Here is a 22,847-nt window from a genome sequence, read left to right as displayed (position 1 = left end):
ACGGAAGGTGAAGGGTGGAAGGGCTCATGCACGGAAAGGCCTATGTTACGGATCTGGATGGAACCCTGCTGAACTCGGAACAACAACTCTCTGCTTACACAGTGCAGGTAATTACAGAAGCGATGGAACGGGGAATCATAATCAGCTTCGCTACAGCGAGAGGGTTCATCAGTGCAGATAGCGTAGCTGCGGATATTTCCTGGAAATATCCGCTTATTCTTTATAATGGGGCACTTATCTATGACAGCATGACGCACAAAGTGATTGCCGGTTACTGGCTGGACCCCGTTATTTCCGGGGAAATCATTAACATCGGAAGGCTGAAGGAATTGGCCCCGCTGCATCAGAAAGTGCTTGACCGGTTCGGTTCAGAGGTACATATTCATTTCATGAAGGATATATACATAAAAGATCATTATTTCCTGGAATTCAGCCATCCGGATGCGAATAAAAGCCAGGGGCTGAAGCTATGGGCACAGCATATGGGGCTGGCTACAGAGGATATCGTTGTCTTCGGCGACCATTTGAATGATCTGGGCCTGTTTGCCGCAGTGGGGACAAGTGTCGCGGTGGAGAATGCCCATGAGGAACTCAAAGCCGTCGCACATCGGATTACCGCATCCAATAATGAGAATGGTGTTGCATTGTTTATGGCAGAAACTATGAACAAGGGAGAGATGACAGGTGAGTGAACAGTGTCTTCGTACCATTACAGTGAACCAGGCCGGTTATTCCAGTGCAGGGGAGAAGCTTGCCCTATTTACCGGAGAGGTGTCCCGTTTCCGGGTAGTTGATCTGCAGACTGGAAGCGTTGTATTTACCGGACAGGCAGGGGAAGGAGTGGAGGATAAGCCAAGCGGGAGCCGTGTGCATACCGGTGTATTCTCCGCCGTAACGGCTCCGGGCAAGTACCGGATTGAAGGTGAGGATGGACAGGCTTCGGCTGCGTTTATGATTGCAGACAAGCCTTATCAGGAGCTGCAGCAGGGTTTATTGAAAGCCTTCTATTATTACCGCTGCGGAGTGGAGCTGAGCGGAGAATATGCCGGTCCTTGGGGACATGAAGCCTGTCATCTGGCAGCAGGGACCGTAATTGGCCAGCCGGAGCTGAAGCTGGATAGCTGCGGAGGCTGGCATGATGCGGGGGATTACGGGAAATATTCAGGGCCCGGAGCCAAGGCCGTTGCCGATCTGCTGCTGGCCTGGGAGCTGTATCCTGCGGCATTTGCTGGTGCATTTACACTGCCGGAGAGTGACGGCGTGATGCCGGATGTACTGCTGGAATGTAAAGTGGAGCTGGACTGGTTGTTCAAAATGCAGGAGAGCGGCAGCGGTGCTGTGTACCACAAGCTGTCCACACAGAACTTCCCGGGGCTTGATGTAATGCCGGAAGAGGATACGGCGGAGCTGTATTTCTCCCCGGTGTCCGCTGCGGCTACAGGTGACTTCGCCGGTGTGATGGCGATGGCGGCGCGGGTTTATAAGCCGTTCGATGAAGCGTATGCCGCCCGGTGCCTGGAAGCTGCGGTGGCAGCCTGGAACTGGCTGGAGGCACATCCGGCGGAGCCGGGCTTCACTAATCCGCCGGGCATTACGACCGGGGAATACGGTGATGAGGAAGATCGGGACGAGCGCTTCTGGGCAGCGGCGGAGCTGTTCCGGACTACAGGCGGTGAGCATTACCATAGCGCAGCCAGAGAATTGGCGAAGCTTCCATTCCCGAAATACAGCCTCGGCTGGGCGGATATGGGCGGCTATGGCACACTGGCTTACCTGTTGAACGGGGAAGAGCAAGCTGTGGCTTCTCTGTATGCGGAGCTGAAGGAAGGGCTGGTGGCAGAAGCCGCGCGCCTCCTCCGGCAGAGCCGGGAGGATGGTTACAGAATCTCGCTGCGGGAAGAGGATTATATCTGGGGCAGCAACATGCTGGTCATGAATAATGCCATGCTGCTGCTGGCGGCGGAGCATTTCAGCGGGGAGACTGAATATGCGGCTTGTGCACTGGATCATCTGCATTATCTGCTCGGCCGCAATGTGCTGGGCATCAGTTACGTGACCGGCTTCGGTGAACACGCGGTCATGCATCCGCATCACCGCCCATCCGTGGGAGACAACATAGCAGAACCCGTTCCGGGTCTGGTATCAGGAGGACCTGACCGCGGGCTGCATGATGAATATGTGCAGGAGCACTTGCAAGGCAAACCGGCGGCCCAGTGTTTCGTTGATCATGAAGACAGCTACTCGACGAATGAGGTCACCATTTACTGGAATTCGCCGGCGGTATTCGTGACGGCAAGATTCAATTCCTGATTAGATGAGGAGACGGGGCCATGCAGCCATTCAAGGTTATTAGTCTGGATATGTTCCAGACTCTGGTGAATATTCAGGGCAGGAGAGCAGAAGTCTGGAAGCCGATCCTTAAGCAGGATTTCAGCGAAGACAAGTCCCGTGAGCTGGGCAGCCAGCTGCTCAGCCACTATTTCGCTGTATCAACCGAAGCCCGGGAGGTGGGCAGTTTCATCAGCAGCAAGGAAATATACAGCAGAGGATTTCAGCAAGTATTCCTGCAGTATAGCTTGGACTATGATTGCTTGCAGGCTGTAGATAACCTGTTTGCCCAGCACCGGCTGTCTGCAATGTATGCGGACACCGAAGCCTTCTTACAGCGGATATGCGGGGAATATCAGGTCTGCATTGTCAGTGATACCGATGAGCTTATGCTTCCTGACTTCTACCTGAGTTATCCTATTTCTTTATTCACTTCCGAAAGGTACCAGTCTTATAAGAATGACAGTCATAACCGGATGTTCACTGAGGTTATAGCCCATTATGGTGTGGAGCCGGAGCAGATTCTCCATATCGGAGACTCGGCATCAGATGTGCTGGGAGCAGCCAGAGCGGGAATCAAGTCCTGCTGGATCAACCGGGAGCAGCTCGGCTGGAAGCATGGGGTGAAGCCGGATTATACAGTGGGAACCCTGGAAGAAGTCTATGAATTTATATCAAAAGAGAGTAGTCCGATATCCATTGATTAATAGTGAAGGAGCCGTGAGGGAAATGAACCACAAACTGACAGAGCAGGACCTGGAGTTACTGAAGTATCCGATCGGGAAATTTACAGCTATGGAGAACCGCACGGAAGAAGCGCGGCAAGAATCCATACGGATCATGAAGCAGCTGGCGGCTGAACTTAGGGAGGCTGTAGGGCCGCTAACGGCGGAGCAGCTGGACACGCCTTACCGTCCGGGCGGCTGGACAGTGAGTCAGGTCGTGCATCATCTGGCGGATACCGGCATGTATGCCTATCTGCGGTTCAAACGGGGGCTGACAGAAGAAGCACCGCAGGTACCCAGCTACAGACAGGATCTCTGGGCGGAGCAGAGCGATTATACGGATGAACCGGCGGAGTCCTCTCTTCAGCTGGTGGAGCTGCTTAACCGGAGATTCGCAACCCTGCTGACTTCACTGAAACCGGGTGATTATGATCGAAGCTTCGTAAGTGCCGGTCTGGGCACGTTGACGCTGGATGCCGCAATTCAAAGATATATCTGGCATAGCCGCCATCATCTGGCCCAGATTACTTCACTAATCCAGCGGAACGGCTGGTAAAACATATTCATATTCATCAAAAAAAGAGCAGACGGAAGGGGGTATCCCCCTTCCATCTGCTCTTTTTCGGTTGTTCGTTATCTCTGCATCATACGGTATTCTAATGAAATCTACTCTCGGCTGGCCTGGATGATTTTGCCGGCAATGGCCGCAGGCTCGGTATGCACAGTAGTCAGATGATCCCCGGTTCCCTCTATATAGCGGAACATACCCAGGTGGCCGGATTGACCCGGATGCAAGCCTCCCGCAGCACCTTGCGGCAGGACCATATCCTCGGTCAGGAACAGATAGCTTTTGGGAAGATCGAGACTGTAGAACTTCTTCAGATCCAACTTCTGAAAAGCCGGACCGGCAGGCTCGGGAATGACTTTTTTATACAAAGCCTGTGCTTCTTCAGTAGTAGCTGTATTCACAAACACATCACGGAATAAGGGGTAAGGGAGCATAATCGTATTGTTTCCGGAGGCTTTCAGTAATCCCTCGAACAGCAGCTGCACCGGAGCGGGGAACTGGTCGGCCACACTCTGCCCGTCCAGCGGTACAAAAGCATCAAAGAACACAAGCCGTTTAACCCGGTCCGGAACCAGCTCAGCGGTCTTCTGTACAACAGAACCGCCAAAGCTGTGTCCGAGTAAAATAATATCATGCAGATCCTTCTGCTTAATGAAATCCGCTACGGACTTCGTTACCTGTTCGTGCGTGACCATGGTATTCTTGTCCCCGCCGTGACCCGCATATTCCGGAGTATAGACGGTATGGCCCATTTTGCGGAGTTCTGCCGCCGTTTCATCCCAGAAGCTGGCATCCACCCATGCACCGTGGACAAGCACGAAGGTTAAGTTTTGCTGATCTCCCGGCGTACCTTTTGCCGCTGCTCCTGCGGGTGAAGGGTGGAACGGCAGTAATGCGAGAAGGAAGAGCAGGGCAACCGTCCCGGTTAGCGCTTTTCTGATTCGTTGATTATTCATATCGACTCTGGCCTCCTGCAATGTGATCGAACCTAATAGACAGGATGCCCGGATCCTAGCGTAAAGATGTAATTTCAGGGAAGAAAATGGAACTCAAACTGGTTGTGTACTCCATTTCCCAATCGTATATAATTAAACCATATGGGCTCAGGCAGACAAGGAGGTTGAGGAATGCCTACACCAAAAGGAGCAGAACATAAACCTAAAAGGAAACTCAGTCTAACATTGCTGCTCATGGCCCTGGTGACCATGGTGTTTCTGCTCACAACAACGATTCTGTTTGTTGGCTCTTACCAATCCAAGAAGAAATCCCTGATGGCTACCACGCTTAGTCTGAATTACTCCAATGCAGACAGAATGAGCAAAACGGTGGATTCGCTTATCCTTTCAATGCGCAGCAGCTTGATTTATGGTGCCGACAAAATCTCCGGCATGGAGTCAGCAGGGCCGGAAGCTATAGATGAATATCTTGATTTAATGCGCAACAGCAGCAATTACTTTAATTCAATCATCCGGGTAGATGCCGAAGGGAAGGTGCTGAATAATTCACCGTCTGCCCTTGGAATGATAGGCAAGCAGATTATGTCACCTCCGGTGCTGGAAGCGCTGCGGTTGAAGAATGAGTACCTGTCACCGTCCTATACTTCGTCCACGACCGGCAGAATTCTTTTTTTCATGAGTGAACCGCTGTATAACCAGGACAAACAATATCTGGGTCAGCTCGGGGGTACAGTCTATCTCCAGGATTACAATATCCTGAACATGATATTCGGGAACAATACCGTCGATGAATCGGGTTCCTATTACTATATTGTCAGCTCGGAAGGGCATCTGCTCTTCCATCCCGACAAAACACGAATGAACGAGGATGTAAGTGACAACGAGGTTGTGCAGCGGATGATGCAAGGGAAGAGCGGGGAAATGATGGGGCGCAATACCAAGGGCGTATTGATGCTCGCAGGGTATTCGGCAGTTCCGGCTAACGGCTGGGGTGTTGTTGTGGTATCACCGGTCAAAGTCATCAAGGATCAGCTGCTGGCCCATCTGCGCAAAATTGTATCGTATACCGTGATTCCATTTGTGATCCTGCTGCTGTGCGTATTTGTGCTGGCTCACCGGCTGGCGAAGCCGTTTGTAGTGCTTGCTGACCTGGTGAACCGAATCGGCAAAGAGAATGTTGAGCTTCCTGATCTGAAGCCCCACTGGAACCGGGAGGTGGACCTGCTGACCAAAGCGGTGGTCATTGCCTGGACGGACATCCAGAAGCAGACGAACCAGCTAACCCAGGAAGCGATGACGGACCTGCTGACAGGACTTACGAACCGCAGATCCCTGGACCTGAGCATGAGCCAATGGATTGCCGCCCGGGTACCTTTTTCCGTCATTGTTCTGGATGTGGACAAATTCAAATTCGTTAACGATACTTACGGTCATCTGGCCGGGGATGAGGTGCTGAGACAGGTCGCTGAAGTTCTTACCGCAAATATCCGCCCGGGTGATGTGTGTGCCCGTTACGGGGGAGAGGAATTTGTACTGCTGCTCCCGCGGACCAGACCCGAGGATGCCTACAATGTGGCCGAACGAATCCGCCAGACGCTCGAGAAAAGCAAGGTCCCCTTGCCGATGCAAGTGACCTCTTCCCAAGGGATTGCCCATTATCCTACGAATGGCCGTACGCGCGAAGAGCTGCTGGGGAAGGCGGATGAAGCTTTATATACTGCGAAGCATACCGGCCGGAACCGGACCGTGATTGCCCGCGAATAAGGAAAAGGAGCATCTCCATCATGGGGGTGCTTTTTAGGTTCCTCTCTGCAGCTGAAATTAATCGTCACCTGGGCATTGGCGGATACATATCCTACCTCAGAACGATAAAAAACGGCCCCGATGAAAGGAATGATTCGCGTGACCTCTTATATGGATTACACGTCACCTAATACACAGTTTACCTTTGATATGAATGGCAACACGTTGTTTAAAAAGGATGACTGCAATTATATCAACGTGCTCGGCATCAAAAACTTGAACACACTGGAGAACACCTCGCTGCTGGATATTTATCTCAGCAAATCCAATGTGGTAGAACCGCATTATCATCAAAATGCTGCAGAGCTGGTGTATTGTATATCCGGCTGTGCGGTGGTATCTCTGATCAACCCGTTCACAAATGAGCTGCTGCATTTCCCCATATCACCGGGCCAGGTAGCCAATGTGCCGCAGGGCTGGTGGCATTATGAAGTGGCAACGGTGGATTGTACCCATCTGCTGGCTATATTCAATGCGCCGACGCCGGAGGTCATTCTGGGCTCGGATATTCTGAGCAAGACACCGGCCAATGTCCTGGCTCATACGTACTGTTTGAATGAAGCACTGGTTAAGGAAGCGCTGGCTCCCGTTAAGCCCCAGACCTTCATTGGCCCGCCAGCAGATTGTTGCGATCCCTCGCAAGCGGCTGCCGGGAATATGAAAGGAACCCATATGGCTCATGCCAACATGGCTCCGATGATGGCAAATGCGAATATGGCGCCGTATAGTTATCAGCCGGCTCCGCAGCCTTTTGGATACCAGCCTATGCCGGTCCATGGCTACTATACCCAGCCGTATGCCCAGCCTTACCGCCAGCATCCGTATGTCCAGTTCAATCCGAATGCGGGAAATGCCGTGAATGAAGCGGGAATCGAATAACAGAACAGGGAATGAAAGAAGACGGCAACGAATTCTGAGGATTCAGAATACACTGCCGTTTTGTTATATATATTAAACTGAAAAATTAACAAGGGAGCAGCGCCGGGGAATTTTGGAAATTAGGACAGGCGGACAAGCACGCGGCCACGGGTATTCGACTTCAGAATATCCTGAAGTGCAGCAGGCAGCTCCTTCAGGGTAATCTCGCGGTCCACCAGTTCCTCCAGTACGGCAGGCTTCATGTCGTCGTTAGCCATACGCTGCCACAGCTTCGCCCGTTTCTCCGCAGGGCAGGAGACGGAATCGATGCCAAGCAGGCTGACTCCGCGCAGGATGAACGGCAATACCGTTGTTGGAATGGCGGTTCCTGCAGTTAAGCCGCTTGCGGCAACTGCACCGCCGTATGCGATTTTGCTCAGCACAGCCGCCAGCGGTGTGCCTCCTACAGAATCTACAGCAGCCTGCCACAGCTGCTTGTCGAGCGGCTTAACTGTGCTGCCGGCTACATCTTCGCGGGAGATCACTTCAGCTGCGCCCAAGGCTTGCAGATATCCGGCTTCAGCTGTTCTGCCAGTGCTGGCGGTTACCTGGTAGCCTTGCTTCGCCAGAATGGCCACAGCAGCACCTCCGACACCTCCGGTTGCACCGGTGACGAGCACTTTTCCGTTATCCGGAGTTAGTCCGTGAGCTTCCAGCGCTTCAATAGACATTGCAGCTGTGAATCCGGCCGTTCCGTAGATCATCGCTTCCCGTAAAGTTAAGCTCTCCGGCAAGGGAATAACCCAATCCGCCGGAATACGTGCATATTCACTGAAGCCGCCGAAGTGCGATACGCCGATGCCATAGCTGGTGGCAATAACGGACTGGCCTTCCTGGAAACGGCTGTCGGCAGAAGAGACCACGGTTCCAGACAGATCTATGCCGGGGACAAACGGATAATTTCGCACAATGTTGCCATCCGGGATGCCCGCTAATCCATCTTTATAGTTTACACTGGAATAGGCTACCTTAATTAGGACTTCACCGGCCGGCAGGTCTTCGAGTGACAGCGGCTTGACCTCTACAGAGAAAGTGTCAGTCTTATCTATTACCAAAGCTTGAAAAAGGTTAGTCATATCTTATTTTCTCCTTAACCGAACTCTATTTGTACATCTGTTATATAATATTTATTCTGACCGGTCAACTTTTTATTGACTATGATATAATACACATTATTCTTTATTCGCGGAGGTCCTATGGTACGTTACAAGAAGTCTGAAGAGAAGCGCAAGCAGATCCTGCACGCTGCGTTTCGGGCATTGTCCGAGCGGGGCTACGATGCTGTAACCCTGCAGACGATCGCCGATCATGCGGAGGTCAGCAAGGGAGTCGTCCATTATTATTTCGAGAGCAAGGAAGCCGTGCTGGTTGAACTGCTGGAATGGCTGACCGGCAGAATCTCTGCCAAGGAGCAGGCCGCTGTGGGGGAACAGCAAACCGCAACGGGGAAGCTGACGGCATATATCGGGTCTGCATTTCCGGGTCCGGCGCAGAACCGTGCCTTTTACCGTGTCTATCTGGATTTCCTGGCGCGGGCCAGCCGCATTCCGGTGTACCGGGAGATTAATCAGCGTTTCTATGACAGCTGTGCGGGAATTAGTTCGGAGGTGCTGACACTCGGGCAGCAGGAAGGTATTTTCTCCAAAGAGCTGTCGCCAGAGAAGACTAGCCCGGTGATCCGGGCGATTATTGACGGCTGCCTGATCCAGTGGCTGATGGCCGATAAGGACGAGCTGCATGAGGTATTCAAGGATTCCTGTTACACGGCAATTATGAAGGTGCTCAGTGTGTAGAGGGGAATATGCAGAAACCGGAGAAAGGTGGATAGCATTTGGGGAGGAAATGGCGAAATATCATACTTATAGCTGTGGTCTGTCTTGTTCTGGGCGGGGGAGCACTGTATCTGTATGTGTGGTCTGATTCTGGCCCTGCAGTACACAGGCTGCGGCTTGGCAATGAAGAACCGGCGAAATATTTGCAGGGAATGGACGTGCTAACTCTGGATCAAATGGAGCTGTCGCTTGGCCATCAGAGTCAACCCGACGGCTACATCAGTATCTATAATCATTCGGAGATATTGTGGAAGAAACCAGTCACGATTCCTGCAGGAGAAGGGCAGCTGATCAAGTTCACACAGGGAGGGAGTGCTGTATTTCCTGCTCCTGAGGTTATTTATTATTGGTTATGTATTCAGCGTCCCGGCAAACACGCAGAGGATAACCTTGTAACCTATTATATCGAGGCTAAAGTACTTGGCGGAGATGAAGATGCTGCGGCAGACAAGCTGCTGAAGCTTGCGGACAATTGGGAAGTTTCGGATTGAGCAGGAATTATTATGTACAATCTGTGAACTGTAGTATATTGGACTTAGATTCGTCTGATGAGGGAGGCATATTCTATGTCAATTGCAACAACGATGATTATCCGGCTGGAGATCCGCAAGTCTGAAGCGTCTTTCGGGGATGTGGCAGCAAGGCTCGCGTCTGCGGGCGGCGATATCGTGGCGATAGACGTCATCCGTGGCGGCAAGGACGTGACAACCCGGGATATTACAGTAAATGTGCAGGATGCGGCCAATGAAGAGATTATAAGTGTGCTTAGGAATATGCCGGGTATAAAAGTCATTAACGTTTCCGACCGGACCTTCCTGGCCCATCTCGGAGGCAAAATTGAGATTACTCCGAAGATGCCGATCAAGAACCGGGAGGATCTGTCCCTGGTCTACACACCTGGTGTGGCCCGTGTCTGTATGGCGATTGCCGAAGATCCCGCAAAGGCCTATTCGCTGACGATGAAAAGAAATACGGTAGCTGTCGTCACCGACGGCACCGCAGTGCTCGGGCTTGGCGATATCGGACCGGAGGCGGCGATGCCGGTGATGGAAGGGAAGGCCATGCTGTTCAAGCAGCTGGCGGACATTGATGCTTTTCCGCTGTGTCTGGACACGAAGGACCCGGATGAAATCATCCGGATTGTGAAAGCGGTTGCTCCCGGCTTCGGCGGAATCAATCTGGAGGATATCAGCTCTCCGCGCTGCTTCGAGATTGAGCGGCGGCTGTCAGCCGAGCTAGACATCCCGGTCTTCCATGATGATCAGCACGGAACAGCGGTTGTTGCGCTGGCCGGTCTGCTGAATGCTCTCCAAGTCGTGGACAAGGCTATAGCCGATTGCAGAATTGTTGTTGTCGGCATCGGTGCGGCTGGTGTGTCGATCTGCCGTCTGCTGCTGGCAGCAGGGGCGAAGCAGATATACGCTGTGGACCGGGCAGGGATTCTGAACCGGAACGAAACCTACACCAACTCCGAATGGAGCTGGCTGGCCGAGGCTACGAATCCGGAGAATGTGAGCGGAGGTCTTGACGAAGCGATGCGCGGGGCGGATGTATTCATCGGCGTCTCCGGCGGAGGGATTCTTCAAGTGAAGCATCTGCAGACCATGGCCCCGGACAGCATTGTGTTTGCTATGGCTAACCCTATTCCGGAGATTGAACCGGAGCTGGCTGAGCCTTTTGTCCGCGTGCTGGCTACCGGAAGAAGCGATTATCCGAACCAGATTAATAACGTGCTCTGTTTCCCGGGGATCTTCCGCGGAGCGCTGGACTGCCGGGCGAAGACCGTGAATCTGGAGATGAAGCTGGCGGCGGCACAGGCCATCGCTGCAGTTGTCCATCCGGATGAGCGGAATGAGCAGTACATTATTCCGAGTATTTTTAACGAAAAGGTAGTGGAGCAGGTACGTCTTGCTGTTATCCAGGCAGCCATCGCTACCGGCATAGCGCGGCGTATTCCGCCGGATATTAACTGAGCGGAGAGTGCTTACCCGGACAGCGACTTGAATACTGGCAAGGCAAATGAAGCTGCGGCCACTATGGTTTGCGGCTTTTTTGTGTTGGTTGCGGAGATGTTTATGTTAAATTAACAAATTTCGACAAATACCTCGGTATTCCTGTGGTACCATTCGTCTGATAATCAATAATCAGCTGGCTGTTGCATATGGAGGTCTATGATGAACGATGACAATAACTATCGAGTAAGAGAAAGAAGAGTTTCTAAAGATGGTAAACAAGCGGGATTCGGAAAGTACGGCTGCGCAAGCATTATACTGCTTATTATGATTGGGCCCTTCCTCATTTTGGGATTGAGTCAGCTGATTGATACGATCAAAGTAAGCAATCGACATGAAAGTAAACTTGCCATTCAGTATCTCCAAAGCAAATATGGCGAAGCGTTTAAGGTAGTGCGCGGAACCGTGAATTATAACACTCCTCTTCAAATGATAACGCTGAAGGCCTCTTCGGAGGCTGAGCCGGACATCATATTTTCAACTAAAGCCTATATAGGGGGGAGTGAGCGATTTTACTGGGATGATCTCCCTGTCCAAAGAGGATTCGACCGGATTATCTCCCATTATTTTAATAGAGATGAGTTCTTCTATACAGTGAGTTCATTTAATGAAGACAATTTGGGGAGTTCAACGTTAGCGCAAGAACCGAAAAAGTATGTTGACGAATGGACAGGATATCTTGAAATGTTTAGAGACAAAGAATTCAACGTTTCATTATACACCTATTGGAGCTCAGATCCGGTTGTCAATACAGCAAAGTTTGCAGACATGAACAGCTTCTTTCAGGCGCTGAAAAAATATTCATTAAATGATTCTAACATTTTATTAAATTACGATTTTAGAAATACTAGTGGAGATAAGGGGGAATTCGATCGGCTTGTAGAATATTTGAGAAAAGAGCAAAAACATATGAAAGTGAAGAATTCAGAAGTAGTTGAATACGAAAGCTGTGATATTCCAATTACATATATTAATAGCAAAAATGATCTTGAAAAATATATACTGGATAGCTGTTCTTATGTTCGGACCAACATCAACATGGTAAAATATACAATTGAAAACATCTATTCAATTATTCGGGAGGCGCTATGAACCGCAAAATTCATATTATGGGAGCTTCCGGAGCGGGGACTACCACACTTGGCAAGGCGCTCGCGGCAAGGCTTCCGCATGTTCATCTGGACAGTGACGATTATTTCTGGGAGCAGAAATATAGTAAGCAAACTCCGGTTGCAGCGCGTCTAAGCAGATTGCGGGCCGATTTGGAGCAACAGGAGCCGTGGATTCTGTCCGGTGCAGTCTGCGGATGGGGAGACGGGCTGCGCGATACTTTTGATCTGGTGATTTTCCTGTGGATACCTGAACAGCTCCGGCTTGAACGCTTACGGGCGAGGGAATATCAGCGCTATGGCGATGAGGGTCTGCCTGGGGGAAGCAAATATGATGATGTCGAGACCTTCATGGAGTGGGCGGCGCTCTATGATACGGCTGGGCCGGAGGTCCGGAGCCGGGCGCTGCATGAGGAATGGTTGGCCGGGCTGAATTGTGATGTTATGCGTTTGGAAGGAGATATGCAAGTGGAAGAACGGGTGGCGGCTGTACTGCACTATATGTCCCGGTAAATCCCGGCATGACCGGTTCAGGCTTTTTTTTCACAATATAAGCTATGGAAAAGAGGGCTAAACATGAAGAAGATCGTGCGTGCGCTGCTGCTTCCCGGAGTCATGCTTATGCTAAAGGGACAAGCGGCGGTGGCAGTCGGACTCAGGAAGGACCCGTTAGGCTCGACATGCTGCATTCAGGAGGGGATGGAACCGGTGCATTTGAGTGGGAGGATTCCGTCATTAAAGTAAATGTGGAATGGGACGGTCACAGTGAGGAGTTTGAACTCAAAAATGATAAGTAGGGCAATTAAGAGCTAATTCCACAAGGGATTAGTCATTTACATAGAGGTTGATGTTGTCACTGATTAGGAGAGGCTGCCCATGATGAATAAAGAGAGGGTTACGGAGGAATGAGCTTAGGGCTGGTTAGGCATTTCAGAGTGCAGCACAAGCCGGAGCGGACCTGGCTGACCGGGGAGCAGTTCAATCTATGGATACAGGGATATGAGACAGCCCCTATTCAGCATCCGGGACATAAGAGCAATATGCAAAAGTGGGATATTTGTCTGTGCAGTGATCAGGCGAGAGCGGTATATACGGCAAGTTATTTTGATGCTCAAAAATTCGTATATACAGAGCAGCTAAGAGAAATTGGTATAGCAGCCCTGCATTTAGGTAAATTTAAGCTAAGCGGACTGCGCCTGCCTGTCTCCTGCTGGCTCGTACTTGCACGTTTGTCCTGGACTGCCGGTCATCCCTCTCAACCGGAGAGCAGAGCGGCTGTTCTGCAGCGTGCCCATATGGTAATAGATTCTCTAGCGGCAGAAGCTGAAGCAGCTGCACCGGAAGGACGTGTGCTGATCGTCAGCCATGGAGCGTTCATGAAAGTACTGGACAGGGAACTCCGGTGCAGGGGCTATAGGCTGAACGGATGTCTTTTCCGCGCAATGGGCAATTATATCTGTATGAGAAGAACTAAAGGATTCACAAATATATGAAAGCGGGGCACACAGACTATGGTAACAATCGAAGAAATCGGCATTGAATCGCTTGAATCGCTAAATACACTATACCATGAGCTAATTGGCGGACCGACAGATCCGGTGAAGCTGGAGACGGCATTCCGGGCCATCCGGGAGGATAGCCGTTATGTATTATTGGGTGCTTTTGTAGACGGGGAATTACTGGGCTCTATGATGGGGATCGTCTGCCAGGACCTCGTTGGGGATTGCCGCCCGTTCATGGTGATTGAGAATGTAGTGGTTTCTTCGCGTGCACGCCTGCAGGGCATTGGCAAAAAACTGATGACCGCCCTCGAAGACATCGCCCACGAGCGGGACTGCTACTATATTATTTTCGTGTCGGGAGAGAAGCGGAAGGAAGCGCATGTTTTTTATGAGAAGATGGGCTACAAGGAAGAGCGGGTGGAGGGCTACCGTAAGCATTTGAGCTCGCATTAGGTGGATAAGGTGCAAACGAGTAGAGGGAAGCTGACAAGCGTAGGAAATCATAAATTGTATAACATCATCGAAGGTGACAATAAGGGCCTGCCCCCCGTAGTATTTGAGCATGGTTGTGGTTCATCTGCCTTGTTATGGTCGCTTGTTGCCCCCGAAATTGCCAAGATTACACAAGTCATCGTATATGATCGTGCAGGTTACGGATGGAGTGAGCCAGGGCCGTTCCCGCGTACCAATGAGCAGTGTATATCAGAGCTTTATGAGCTGCTGCTGCAAACTGGAGTTGAGGGTCCTTATATTTTTGTGGGTCATTCCTATGGAGGATTAAATGTAAGGCTGTTTACCGGGAAATATCCGCAGCTCGTGGCAGGGTTGTGCTGGTTGATTCCATGCATGAAGATGAAATAACAGACCGTTTTCCGGAAGAACATGTTAAGGGACAACTTATGGCTGTTAAGTTCTATTCTGTATTAAAAGTACTGTCTAAGATCGGAGTATTGAAGATTCTTTCGAGTTTCAAAAAGTTCCCCGGGTTCTCTGCAACCATTAGCCCCTTTTCAAAGCAGACCCGGACGCTTTTATGGAAGACATCGTTTCAAAAAAAGACTATTGCGGCCATGCATAGTGAATTCTCCAATGTGCAGGATGGTTACCGGAAAGTTAGGGAGTTGCCCGCAACAGATATTCCCTTAATCGTTATCAAATCAGGTGTAGTCAATGAATTCTATCCCGGGACTTCAGAAGATACAAAGAGAATAATTAGAGCGAAGCTCCTGGAAGCAGCAAATGATCTGAAGAACTGGTCAGTCAACGGGAAGCTGGTTGAAGCATCGGGCAGCGGACATAACATACATATTGAGAACCCGCAGGTTGTTATTGATTCAATTGTTGAGATCCTCAGAACTACATCTCTGACTTAGATTCGATGAAGCCTTCGAATCATTCATAAATGGATTATTCAGTAAAGCTGGGACGTACACGTTCCAGCTTTAATTGTATTTGCTACAACTAAAAAGAAGGTTTTTGGTTCCAATTGTAATTTAGTTGCATTCTCTACAACTAAAAGTCTGCTTATTCTCTTAGGGAAGCACTTTACTTACTTTTAGTTGTACTGAATACAGTTATACTTGGAAAATCCGGCTTTGCCTCGTTTTTAACTGTATGAAATACAATTATCCCGCTTAGCTATACTTTGTACTAGATTTCATCCCCCGCAGTAGCCTTAATATACTTCTCCAGAGTGCTTTATCACCTCTCCCCCCAAAATTACCGTTTGACCATCCCGATGACAGCGCTTTATAATCCCTTCATGAGTGGCGGACCAGTGGTCATGACTACAGAAGGCGGGGGACAACTATGAATCAAATATGCAAAGTGCTGATTGTGGACGATGAAATTCTGGTCCGGCAGGGGATTAAATATGTGCTGGACTGGGAACGCGAAGGATTTCAGATTGTAGGTGAAGCGGCCAACGGGCAGGAAGCGCTGAATTCGCTGCAGACCCTGCAGCCGCATATCATCATTACCGATATTGTGATGCCGGTGATGGACGGCGAGGAATTAACACGCCTAGTGAAGCGGGATTATCCGGCTACAGAGGTAATCGTGCTGAGCAGCTTCAGTGAATTTCATTATGTGCGCTCCACCTTCCAGAATGGGGTGGCCGATTATATTCTGAAGCCGAAGCTGGAAGCCGGTTCGCTGCTCCAGGTGCTGCAGAAGACCCGGGAACGTATCCCGGGACTGGGTGCCGCAGCATCTGGAGTTCAGCCGGAAGCGGCACCCCAGCGGCTGGATGCCCTGCTCAGCCGTATGATCTCAGGCTACCGGCTGCAGCCTGAAGGCGAGGAGTTCGTGAAGCAGCAGCTTCCGCAGGACTGCTTCAGCTTCCTCGGCTGGGAGACCGGGCGGACCGGACCTGCCGGTGATACCGGTGCCGATAACGCAGACAATGACGCAGACGCATTGACAGCCATCACCGCAGCTGTAACCGGGGAACTGGAACGTAGTGTTCCAGGACTGATGCAGTGCATCATCCCTGGCGGCGAGCCGAATGCGGCACTGCTCCTGGTCAACCTGCAGGAAGAGCAGTGGCCGGCACTCTTGCAGGCTGTGAATAAGCTAGCCCACGGCTTGGCCGGACAAGAGCCTGAGCTGCGCCTGACCCTGGCCCGGAGCTTCGGTTCGCTCAGCGAACTGGCTGCTGTCTACCAGGAGAGTGTTCTGAAGCTGCGGCAGTACCGCTTCTTTTTGCCGGATCAGGTACTGCTGGTCCATGATGAGCTGCCGCAGCGGGAAGCACAGCTGCCGAAATTCAACCTGACCCAGTTCACGGAGCAGCTGAAGCGCCAGCAGCTGGAGGAGGCGTTCGGCGATCTGCATCAGCATGTCGATGCGCTAAGCCGGCAATATGACGGGGATGTGTTTCAGTTCAAGTCCTTCCTCGGCAATATTATCTTCAATGTGACGAATCAGTTCAGCCATCTGGGAGAGCTGGAAGAAGGGAAATACGGGCTGTTCCGGGCCATAGATGAGGCAGGCTCTGCGGATGAGGCCGTGCAGGTTCTGGATCATTTTCTTGCCCGGGTCATGGAGCTGACCTCATCGGCAGCACTGACACCAGGGAGCAATGCTAATATGGCCAAGCTGCTCCAGTATATGGAGGAGCACTACGCCGAGCCGCTGAGTCTTACGGAGCTGGCCCGTCATTTCCATTTCAACCCTTCTTACCTGTCCAGTCTGTTCACGACCTATAACCAGGAGGGATTCAAGGAGCATCTCAATACGATCCGTACGGGCAAGGCGGCAGAATTGCTGCGGGCAGGCGAGGCACCGATTTCCGAGATTAGCAGCATGGTCGGATATGGGGATCACAGCTATTTTTGTAAGGTGTTCAAGAAATATACCGGCTTGTCCCCGAGCGGCTACAGACGTCAGCATTACGGACAGGAGTAGAGCCTATGCGCAGATATTGGGATCGTTTCAAATTCCACAGCCTGTTCATCAAAATATTCATCGTGATGCTGATCAGCATTATTGCTGTAGCCATCGCTTCTTCATGGACCACCGTCCGCATGTCGGAGAAGCTGTTCATGAACACCTTCAGCATTACGAATACCAAGGTGATCAGCCAGATTAAGGCGAGCTTCGAATCGTTTCATTATTCCATCGTTACTGCCACCAACAACACACAGCTGAGCGGCACAATTAAGAGCTTCCTGACGGAAGAGGACTCGAATTCCCTGCGGGTGCTGCGGACCTATTATAATATGACGACCCAGATGAAGAAAATCCAGTCTACTCTGGACTCCTACCAGGTCGGGATCAAAATTATGGGCAAAAACGGACGCAGCTATTCCACCAATACGAACAATCTGCTGATGAATGACAATGAACTCCGGCAGCATGAGTTGACGGTCAATACACTGGCTGAGCCGAAACGGCTAATGTACCAGTTCTATGAGGAGAGCAGTAAGGATTCCCCGCAGAAAGAGGCTGTGATCGTAGCCAGCAAAGCACTCATGGAACGCACAACGGGCGATATTTACGGAACCTTGTATTTTACCATTCATGAGCAGGATTTCCGCCCCTTCTATGCAAGCTTTGTCAGTACGGGGAATGATGTGGCGATTCTGAACAGGGATGGAGTCATTGTCTCCAGCAACCGCAGTGATCTGATGGGCCAGCAGGCGGAGGATTTACTGCAGTTTGCCAAGGAGATCGAAGAGAAGCAGCTGGATTACAAAAATGTTGATTTCCGCGGCACGGATTCCATTCTGATTGCGGATTATCTGTCTTCCTATGATTTCTATATTGTGAATCTGATTGATAAAAAGACGGCCCTCGGCCAGATGGTCAACGGTAAAATGGTGGTGCTGATCTGCTCAGCCATCGTCATCGTGGCCCTGATCGTCGTGTTCCTGATCTTCAGAAGGCTGACCCGGTCGCTAACCCTGCTAACCCGGCAGATGTCCAAGATTACCCAGCGGAACTTCCATAATTACATTACGGTAACCGGCAGCTTTGAATTTCAGGAGCTGGGACATGCCTATAACTATATGCTTGATGAGCTGAATGATTATGTAGAGAAGCTGGTCGAGACACAGAAGGAGCAGCGCAATGCCGAACTGGCTGCCCTGCAGCATCAGATTAACCCGCATTTTCTGTATAATACGCTGGCCTCGGTCAACTTCCTGGTGCAGCAGGGCAGCCAAGAGAAGGCGGTTCACACGATCCATGCCCTGATCTCGATGCTGCAGAATGCGCTGAGTAACGTCAGTGAGAGCATCACGGTAGCGCAGGAGCTGGAGAATCTGAAGTCCTATGTGTTTATCAACCATGTGCGCTACGGGGAACGGATTAGAGTGAATTTCTTCATCTCCCCGGACTGTATGGACTTTCATCTGCCGAAGCTGATCATTCAGCCGTTTATTGAGAATGCTTTTTTCCATGCGTTTACGAAGAAAAGCGGCGGATATATTCATATCCTCATCTCCCAGGATGCCGGTTCCCTGCTCTGTGAGGTTGTCGACAATGGGGACGGTATGGATACCGGAGAAGCCGATCTCTCCATGTCGGGGCCTGCGAGCAAGCGCCAGCTGTTCACCGGGATTGGGATCAAGAATGTGCATGACCGGCTGGTGCTGATGTACGGCGAAGAGTACGGGATTACTATTAAAAGCGTACCAGGTGAGGGGACAGCCATTAGAATCCGCCTGCCGCTGATCCCGGGACAAAAATAATACCATTATCTAAAAAAAGAACAAATTGCAGATAGGTAGCGCTTACAATGAGGCGATAAAATGACAAATCCCTATAAAGTAAGTTCTAACGGGTCCTCTTACGCGGGTGATAAGATTACTTATGTAATAAATAAGCGCTTACATGGAAGCGGAACTCATAAAAGCGCATCAAAGGGGAGGATTACAAATGAAAAAAGGCATTGCGTTATTGCTGATTTGCCTGCTTATGCTTACTGCCTGCAGCTCCAATTCGAACTCTAACTCCGGCTCCAAGAACACAGGGAATGCAGCTGCGGACACCGGAACAGCCGGAAACACAGCAACCACAGAACCTGCTCAGGCAAAAGAAATTACAATTTGGGCCTGGGACCCTGCATTCAATATTGCCGCACTGGAAGTGGCCAAAGCGGAATATGCCAAAACCAACCCTGATGTAAAAATCAACATTGTAGAATATGCACAGGCTGATATTATCCAGAAGCTGAACACTGGGCTGAACTCTGGAACAACCAAAGGCCTGCCGAATATCGTGCTGATTGAGGACTACCGTTCCCAGAGCTTCCTGCAATCGTATAAGGATTCCTTCTACGACCTGAGCGGCTCGATCAAAGGCTCTGACTTCGCGGATTACAAAAGCGGTCCGACCAGCCTGGACGGCAAGCAGTACGGAATTCCTTTTGACTCCGGCGTAACCGGACTCTATGTCAGAACCGATTATCTGGAGCAGGCAGGCTACAAGCTGGCCGATCTGCAGGATATTGACTGGAACAAATATATTGAAATCGGCAAAGCCGTGAAAGAGAAGACCGGCAAGGCGCTGATTACACTGGACCCGAATGACCTTGGACTGATCCGTGTAATGATTCAATCCGCCGGTGAATGGTATCTGAAGGAAGACGGCAAGACGCCGAATATTGCCGGCAATGCGCCGCTGAAGGAAGCGTTTGAAATCTATAAACAAATTATGGAATCCAATGTGGCTAAGGTGCATGCGGACTGGAGCCAGTTCGTAGCTGCTCTGAACAGCGGGGACGTCGCTTCGGTACCGACAGGCAACTGGATCACTCCATCGATCACAGCTGAAGCTACGCAATCCGGTAAATGGGGGATCGCACCGCTTCCCAAGCTGACTGCGAATGAATCGGTTCATGCCTCGAATCTCGGCGGAAGCTCATGGTATGTGATGAATGTGGACGGCAAGGAAACTGCAGCTGACTTCATGGCGAAGACCTTCGGCTCCAATGTGGAAATGTATCAGAAGCTGCTCACAGACATCGGTGTTATCGGTACCTTCAAAGCGGCAGCGGGCGGAGAGGCTTACAGCCAGGCCAATGAATTCTTCAGCGGCCAGAAGATTGTATCGGATTTCGCCGCCTGGACAGAGCAGATTCCAAGTGTCAATTACGGTATCAATACTTACGCAATTGAAGACATCCTCATTGTAGAAATGCAGAACTATCTGAACGGCAAGGACATTGACAGTGTGCTGAGCGATGCCCAGGCCCAGGCTGAATCACAGATTAAATAGCTGAGTCTTGCACACAGGTAAACCTTGGGCGTGGCCTGCGGCTTCCGGGCTTTCAGGAGGGCGGGGCAGCGTCCGGGGTTTATTTTAAAAGATAAGAATTTATATGCTCCGCGCATAAATTATCCTTATCTTTCTCGCTGAAACGGTACCGTCCTAAAAAAGGACGGCAAAGCCGTTTCTACTTGAATACCATGGGGGCAGCGTCCGGGGTTTATTTTAAAAGATAAGAATTTATATGCTCCGCGCATAAATTATCCTTATCTTTCTCGCTGAAACGGTACCGTCCTAAAAAAGGACGGCAAAGCCGTTTCTACTTGAATACCATGAAGGGGCTGGGCCGATGTGAAAAAAACAAATTCGAGCGTGAGTATCTGTACCAAAAGCGTATTGACCGGATGGTCCTTCGTCCTGCTTGCGGTCATTCTGATCTTCGTCTTCTATTTCTACCCGATGCTCCAGGCGCTGATTCTGTCGTTCCAGACAGGCACCGGCAGCAATCTTACCTTCACCGGATTCGATAACTATACACGGCTGCTCTCAGACAAAACATTCCTTACTTCCGTGAAGAACACCTTCATTTATCTGCTGGTTCAAGTGCCGCTGATGATTGTACTGGCGCTGTTTATCTCAGTGCTGCTGAATGACAGCAAGCTCAAATTCAAAGGGTTTTTCCGGACGGCAATCTTCCTGCCCTGTGTAACCTCGCTGGTTGCCTATTCGGTAGTGTTCAAGTATTTGTTCGCCGGCAACGGGCTGGTGAATACCATGCTGCTGAAGCTGCATCTGGTCAGTGCCCCGATTGAATGGATCACCGATCCGTTCTGGGCCAAAATTACGATTATTATCGCGATAACCTGGCGCTGGACGGGCTACAATATGATTTTTTATCTGTCCGCCCTGCAAAATATTGATAGCTCCATCTACGAGGCCGCCAGAATTGATGGGGCTTCGGCGTCACGGCAGTTCTTCGGAATTACTGTCCCGCTGCTGAAGCCGATCATCCTGTTTACCTCGATCACATCCACCATCGGTACCCTGCAGCTGTTCGATGAGGTCATGAATATTACAAAGGGCGGTCCGGGAAATGCAACACAGACGATCTCCCAGTACATTTATAATTTGTCGTTCAAATATTCAGCGGACTTCGGCTATGCAGCCACTGTATCGTATTCCATCGTGATTATGATTGCGCTGCTGTCGGTCATCCAGTTCAAAGTGGCAGGTGATAAAAATGGCTAAGAGCAAACGTTTCTTCATGTATCTGTTCCTAAGCATCGCGGCCATTGTCTCGATTTTCCCGTTTTTATGGATGGTGGTCAGCTCGACGAACAAGTCGGTCGACGTCACCCGCGGGCGGCTGCTGCCCGGAACACATCTGCTGGATAATTTCCAGAAGCTGCTGGATACCACAGACCTGCAGTTATCCCTGATCAATTCCGCTAAAATCTCGGTAACCACAACGCTGCTGGCGCTGCTGATTGCCTCGCTGGCCGGTTATGGCTTCGAAGTCTTCCGCAGCCGCTCGAAGGATATTGTGTTCAACATCCTGCTGCTGTCGATGATGATTCCGTTCGCCGCGCTGATGATTCCGCTGTACCGGATGTTCGGGCAAATCTCCAATGTGTTCCCGTGGATGGGCATTGATACAATGACATCCGTTATCCTGCCTACGGTGACTACGGCGTTCCTGATCTTCTTCTTCCGGCAGAGCACGAAGATGTTCCCGAAGGAGCTGCTGGAGGCCGGCCGGATGGATGGGCTCAGCGAGCTGGGCATCTTCCTGCGCATCTATCTGCCGACCATGAAAACGACATACGCCGCCGGGGCAATCATCACGTTCATGTCGAGCTGGAACAACTATCTCTGGCCGCTGATCGTGCTGCAGACCCCGCAGACGAAGACGATGCCGCTCCTGATCTCGACACTTGGTTCGGGCTACGCCCCGGACTACGGCATGATTATGATCGCGATTGTGATCGGCACGATTCCGACGGCGCTGGTATTCTTTTTGATGCAGAAGCAGTTTGTGGCTGGGATGATCGGGTCGGTGAAATAAACAGAAGAGTTCACTTGGGGCGGGGCATAGCTACGGTGGATGTTTTGGACTTCCGGCCGCTGTTGTCTCCAGATTTCTTGATTCTTGCCGCCTATAGCGGGTGAAATCCGGAGACAAAGGCGGACGCTCCCGCTCCTACAGTTCCAAAAATCCCCCTCCGTACGCAAGCCCTGTTGTGAAATTCTTAAGTTCATTTATGTGGGGAGTGGGCAAGGAAGGGCAAGTGATCAGCGAAAGAGGCAAGCAGCAGAAAGGATGCTGCTTGCCTCTTTCGCTTGCTTATTTTACTAGACGAGGGTTAAATTAGGTGGGAGG

Annotated in this window: 23 protein-coding genes; 21 read left to right on the top strand and 2 right to left on the bottom strand. The window is 50.8% G+C overall.

Annotation, left to right across the window (positions count from 1 at the left end):
• Window positions 1-26: 26 nt before the first annotated feature.
• The 4 genes from QW71_RS10610 to QW71_RS10595 are packed head-to-tail and all read left to right on the top strand — an operon-like array spanning window position 27 to window position 3,609.
• Window positions 27-692, top strand: a complete 666-nt coding sequence (locus tag QW71_RS10610) for an HAD family hydrolase (RefSeq protein ID WP_039297162.1) — start codon at window positions 27-29, stop codon at window positions 690-692.
• Complete coding sequence (locus QW71_RS10605) at window positions 685-2,310, top strand: glycoside hydrolase family 9 protein (RefSeq protein WP_039297161.1); 1,626 nt, start codon at window positions 685-687, stop codon at window positions 2,308-2,310. Before QW71_RS10610 ends, QW71_RS10605 begins: the two co-directional genes overlap by 8 nt.
• 20 nt (window positions 2,311-2,330) lie before the next feature.
• A complete protein-coding gene (locus QW71_RS37920) occupies window positions 2,331-3,035 on the top strand; it encodes an HAD family hydrolase (protein ID WP_052769973.1) in 705 nt (234 codons plus the stop codon).
• Window positions 3,036-3,057: 22 nt separating this feature from the next.
• A complete protein-coding gene (locus QW71_RS10595; RefSeq protein WP_039297160.1) occupies window positions 3,058-3,609 on the top strand; it encodes a YfiT family bacillithiol transferase in 552 nt (183 codons plus the stop codon).
• A gap of 110 nt (window positions 3,610-3,719) precedes the next feature.
• Here the strand turns inward: QW71_RS10595 and QW71_RS10590 are convergent, their stop codons facing one another.
• On the bottom strand, window positions 3,720-4,577 hold the full coding sequence (locus QW71_RS10590; RefSeq protein ID WP_047013723.1) for an alpha/beta fold hydrolase: 858 nt from the start codon (window positions 4,575-4,577) through the stop codon (window positions 3,720-3,722).
• Window positions 4,578-4,748: 171 nt separating this feature from the next.
• Between QW71_RS10590 and QW71_RS10585 the strand changes: the two genes are divergently transcribed.
• Window positions 4,749-6,341, top strand: a complete 1,593-nt coding sequence (locus QW71_RS10585) for a sensor domain-containing diguanylate cyclase (RefSeq protein WP_039297159.1) — start codon at window positions 4,749-4,751, stop codon at window positions 6,339-6,341.
• A gap of 120 nt (window positions 6,342-6,461) precedes the next feature.
• A complete protein-coding gene (locus QW71_RS10580) occupies window positions 6,462-7,259 on the top strand; it encodes a cupin domain-containing protein (protein WP_200905909.1) in 798 nt (265 codons plus the stop codon).
• A gap of 119 nt (window positions 7,260-7,378) precedes the next feature.
• Here the strand turns inward: QW71_RS10580 and QW71_RS10575 are convergent, their stop codons facing one another.
• Window positions 7,379-8,374, bottom strand: coding sequence for an acryloyl-CoA reductase (locus tag QW71_RS10575; RefSeq protein WP_039297158.1), 996 nt, complete (start codon window positions 8,372-8,374; stop codon window positions 7,379-7,381).
• A 120-nt stretch (window positions 8,375-8,494) separates the two neighbouring features.
• Here QW71_RS10575 and QW71_RS10570 point away from each other — a divergent pair, with 120 nt between their 5' ends.
• The 15 genes from QW71_RS10570 to QW71_RS10510 all read left to right on the top strand — a co-directional run bounded on the left by QW71_RS10570 (window position 8,495) and on the right by QW71_RS10510 (window position 22,532).
• A complete protein-coding gene (locus QW71_RS10570; protein ID WP_039297157.1) occupies window positions 8,495-9,091 on the top strand; it encodes a TetR/AcrR family transcriptional regulator in 597 nt (198 codons plus the stop codon).
• 38 nt (window positions 9,092-9,129) lie between these two features.
• Window positions 9,130-9,621, top strand: a complete 492-nt coding sequence (locus QW71_RS10565; protein WP_152679737.1) for a hypothetical protein — start codon at window positions 9,130-9,132, stop codon at window positions 9,619-9,621.
• 75 nt (window positions 9,622-9,696) lie between these two features.
• Window positions 9,697-11,103, top strand: a complete 1,407-nt coding sequence (locus QW71_RS10560) for an NAD-dependent malic enzyme (RefSeq protein WP_039297154.1) — start codon at window positions 9,697-9,699, stop codon at window positions 11,101-11,103.
• A gap of 198 nt (window positions 11,104-11,301) precedes the next feature.
• Complete coding sequence (locus tag QW71_RS10555) at window positions 11,302-12,234, top strand: hypothetical protein (protein ID WP_152679736.1); 933 nt, start codon at window positions 11,302-11,304, stop codon at window positions 12,232-12,234.
• Window positions 12,231-12,764: an AAA family ATPase gene (locus QW71_RS10550; protein ID WP_039297152.1), complete on the top strand. Its 534-nt coding sequence runs from the start codon at window positions 12,231-12,233 to the stop codon at window positions 12,762-12,764. The genes QW71_RS10555 and QW71_RS10550 overlap by 4 nt, the downstream gene beginning before the upstream one ends.
• A 63-nt stretch (window positions 12,765-12,827) precedes the next feature.
• Window positions 12,828-12,995: a hypothetical protein gene (locus tag QW71_RS40430; protein WP_160311793.1), complete on the top strand. Its 168-nt coding sequence runs from the start codon at window positions 12,828-12,830 to the stop codon at window positions 12,993-12,995.
• 161 nt (window positions 12,996-13,156) lie between these two features.
• Window positions 13,157-13,744, top strand: coding sequence for a histidine phosphatase family protein (locus QW71_RS37050; protein WP_052769972.1), 588 nt, complete (start codon window positions 13,157-13,159; stop codon window positions 13,742-13,744).
• Between the two features lie 18 nt (window positions 13,745-13,762).
• Complete coding sequence (locus QW71_RS10540; protein ID WP_039297151.1) at window positions 13,763-14,206, top strand: GNAT family N-acetyltransferase; 444 nt, start codon at window positions 13,763-13,765, stop codon at window positions 14,204-14,206.
• A 54-nt stretch (window positions 14,207-14,260) separates the two neighbouring features.
• Window positions 14,261-14,614, top strand: coding sequence for an alpha/beta fold hydrolase (locus QW71_RS37045; RefSeq protein WP_160311792.1), 354 nt, complete (start codon window positions 14,261-14,263; stop codon window positions 14,612-14,614).
• Window positions 14,596-15,126, top strand: a complete 531-nt coding sequence (locus tag QW71_RS37915; protein WP_052769970.1) for a hypothetical protein — start codon at window positions 14,596-14,598, stop codon at window positions 15,124-15,126. The genes QW71_RS37045 and QW71_RS37915 overlap by 19 nt, the downstream gene beginning before the upstream one ends.
• A gap of 436 nt (window positions 15,127-15,562) precedes the next feature.
• The gene (locus tag QW71_RS10530; protein WP_039297150.1) at window positions 15,563-17,161 is read left to right on the top strand and encodes a response regulator transcription factor; all 1,599 of its coding nucleotides are present in this window, start codon (window positions 15,563-15,565) and stop codon (window positions 17,159-17,161) included.
• Window positions 17,162-17,166: 5 nt separating this feature from the next.
• Window positions 17,167-18,948: a sensor histidine kinase gene (locus tag QW71_RS10525; protein WP_039297149.1), complete on the top strand. Its 1,782-nt coding sequence runs from the start codon at window positions 17,167-17,169 to the stop codon at window positions 18,946-18,948.
• A gap of 187 nt (window positions 18,949-19,135) precedes the next feature.
• Window positions 19,136-20,476, top strand: coding sequence for an ABC transporter substrate-binding protein (locus QW71_RS10520; RefSeq protein ID WP_039297147.1), 1,341 nt, complete (start codon window positions 19,136-19,138; stop codon window positions 20,474-20,476).
• 342 nt (window positions 20,477-20,818) lie between these two features.
• Entirely contained in the window at window positions 20,819-21,715 is an 897-nt protein-coding gene (locus QW71_RS10515; RefSeq protein ID WP_047013722.1) for a carbohydrate ABC transporter permease, read from the top strand.
• Window positions 21,708-22,532 (top strand): carbohydrate ABC transporter permease, encoded by an 825-nt coding sequence (locus tag QW71_RS10510; RefSeq protein WP_039297145.1) that lies wholly within the window; start codon window positions 21,708-21,710, stop codon window positions 22,530-22,532. Before QW71_RS10515 ends, QW71_RS10510 begins: the two co-directional genes overlap by 8 nt.
• Window positions 22,533-22,847: the final 315 nt, after the last annotated feature.

Source organism: Paenibacillus sp. IHB B 3415 (genome assembly GCF_000802655.2).
Classification (GTDB): domain Bacteria; phylum Bacillota; class Bacilli; order Paenibacillales; family Paenibacillaceae; genus Paenibacillus_AQ; species Paenibacillus_AQ phytohabitans.
Note: the sequence above shows the minus strand (reverse complement) of the source record. Positions and strands in the feature narration are given on the sequence as shown.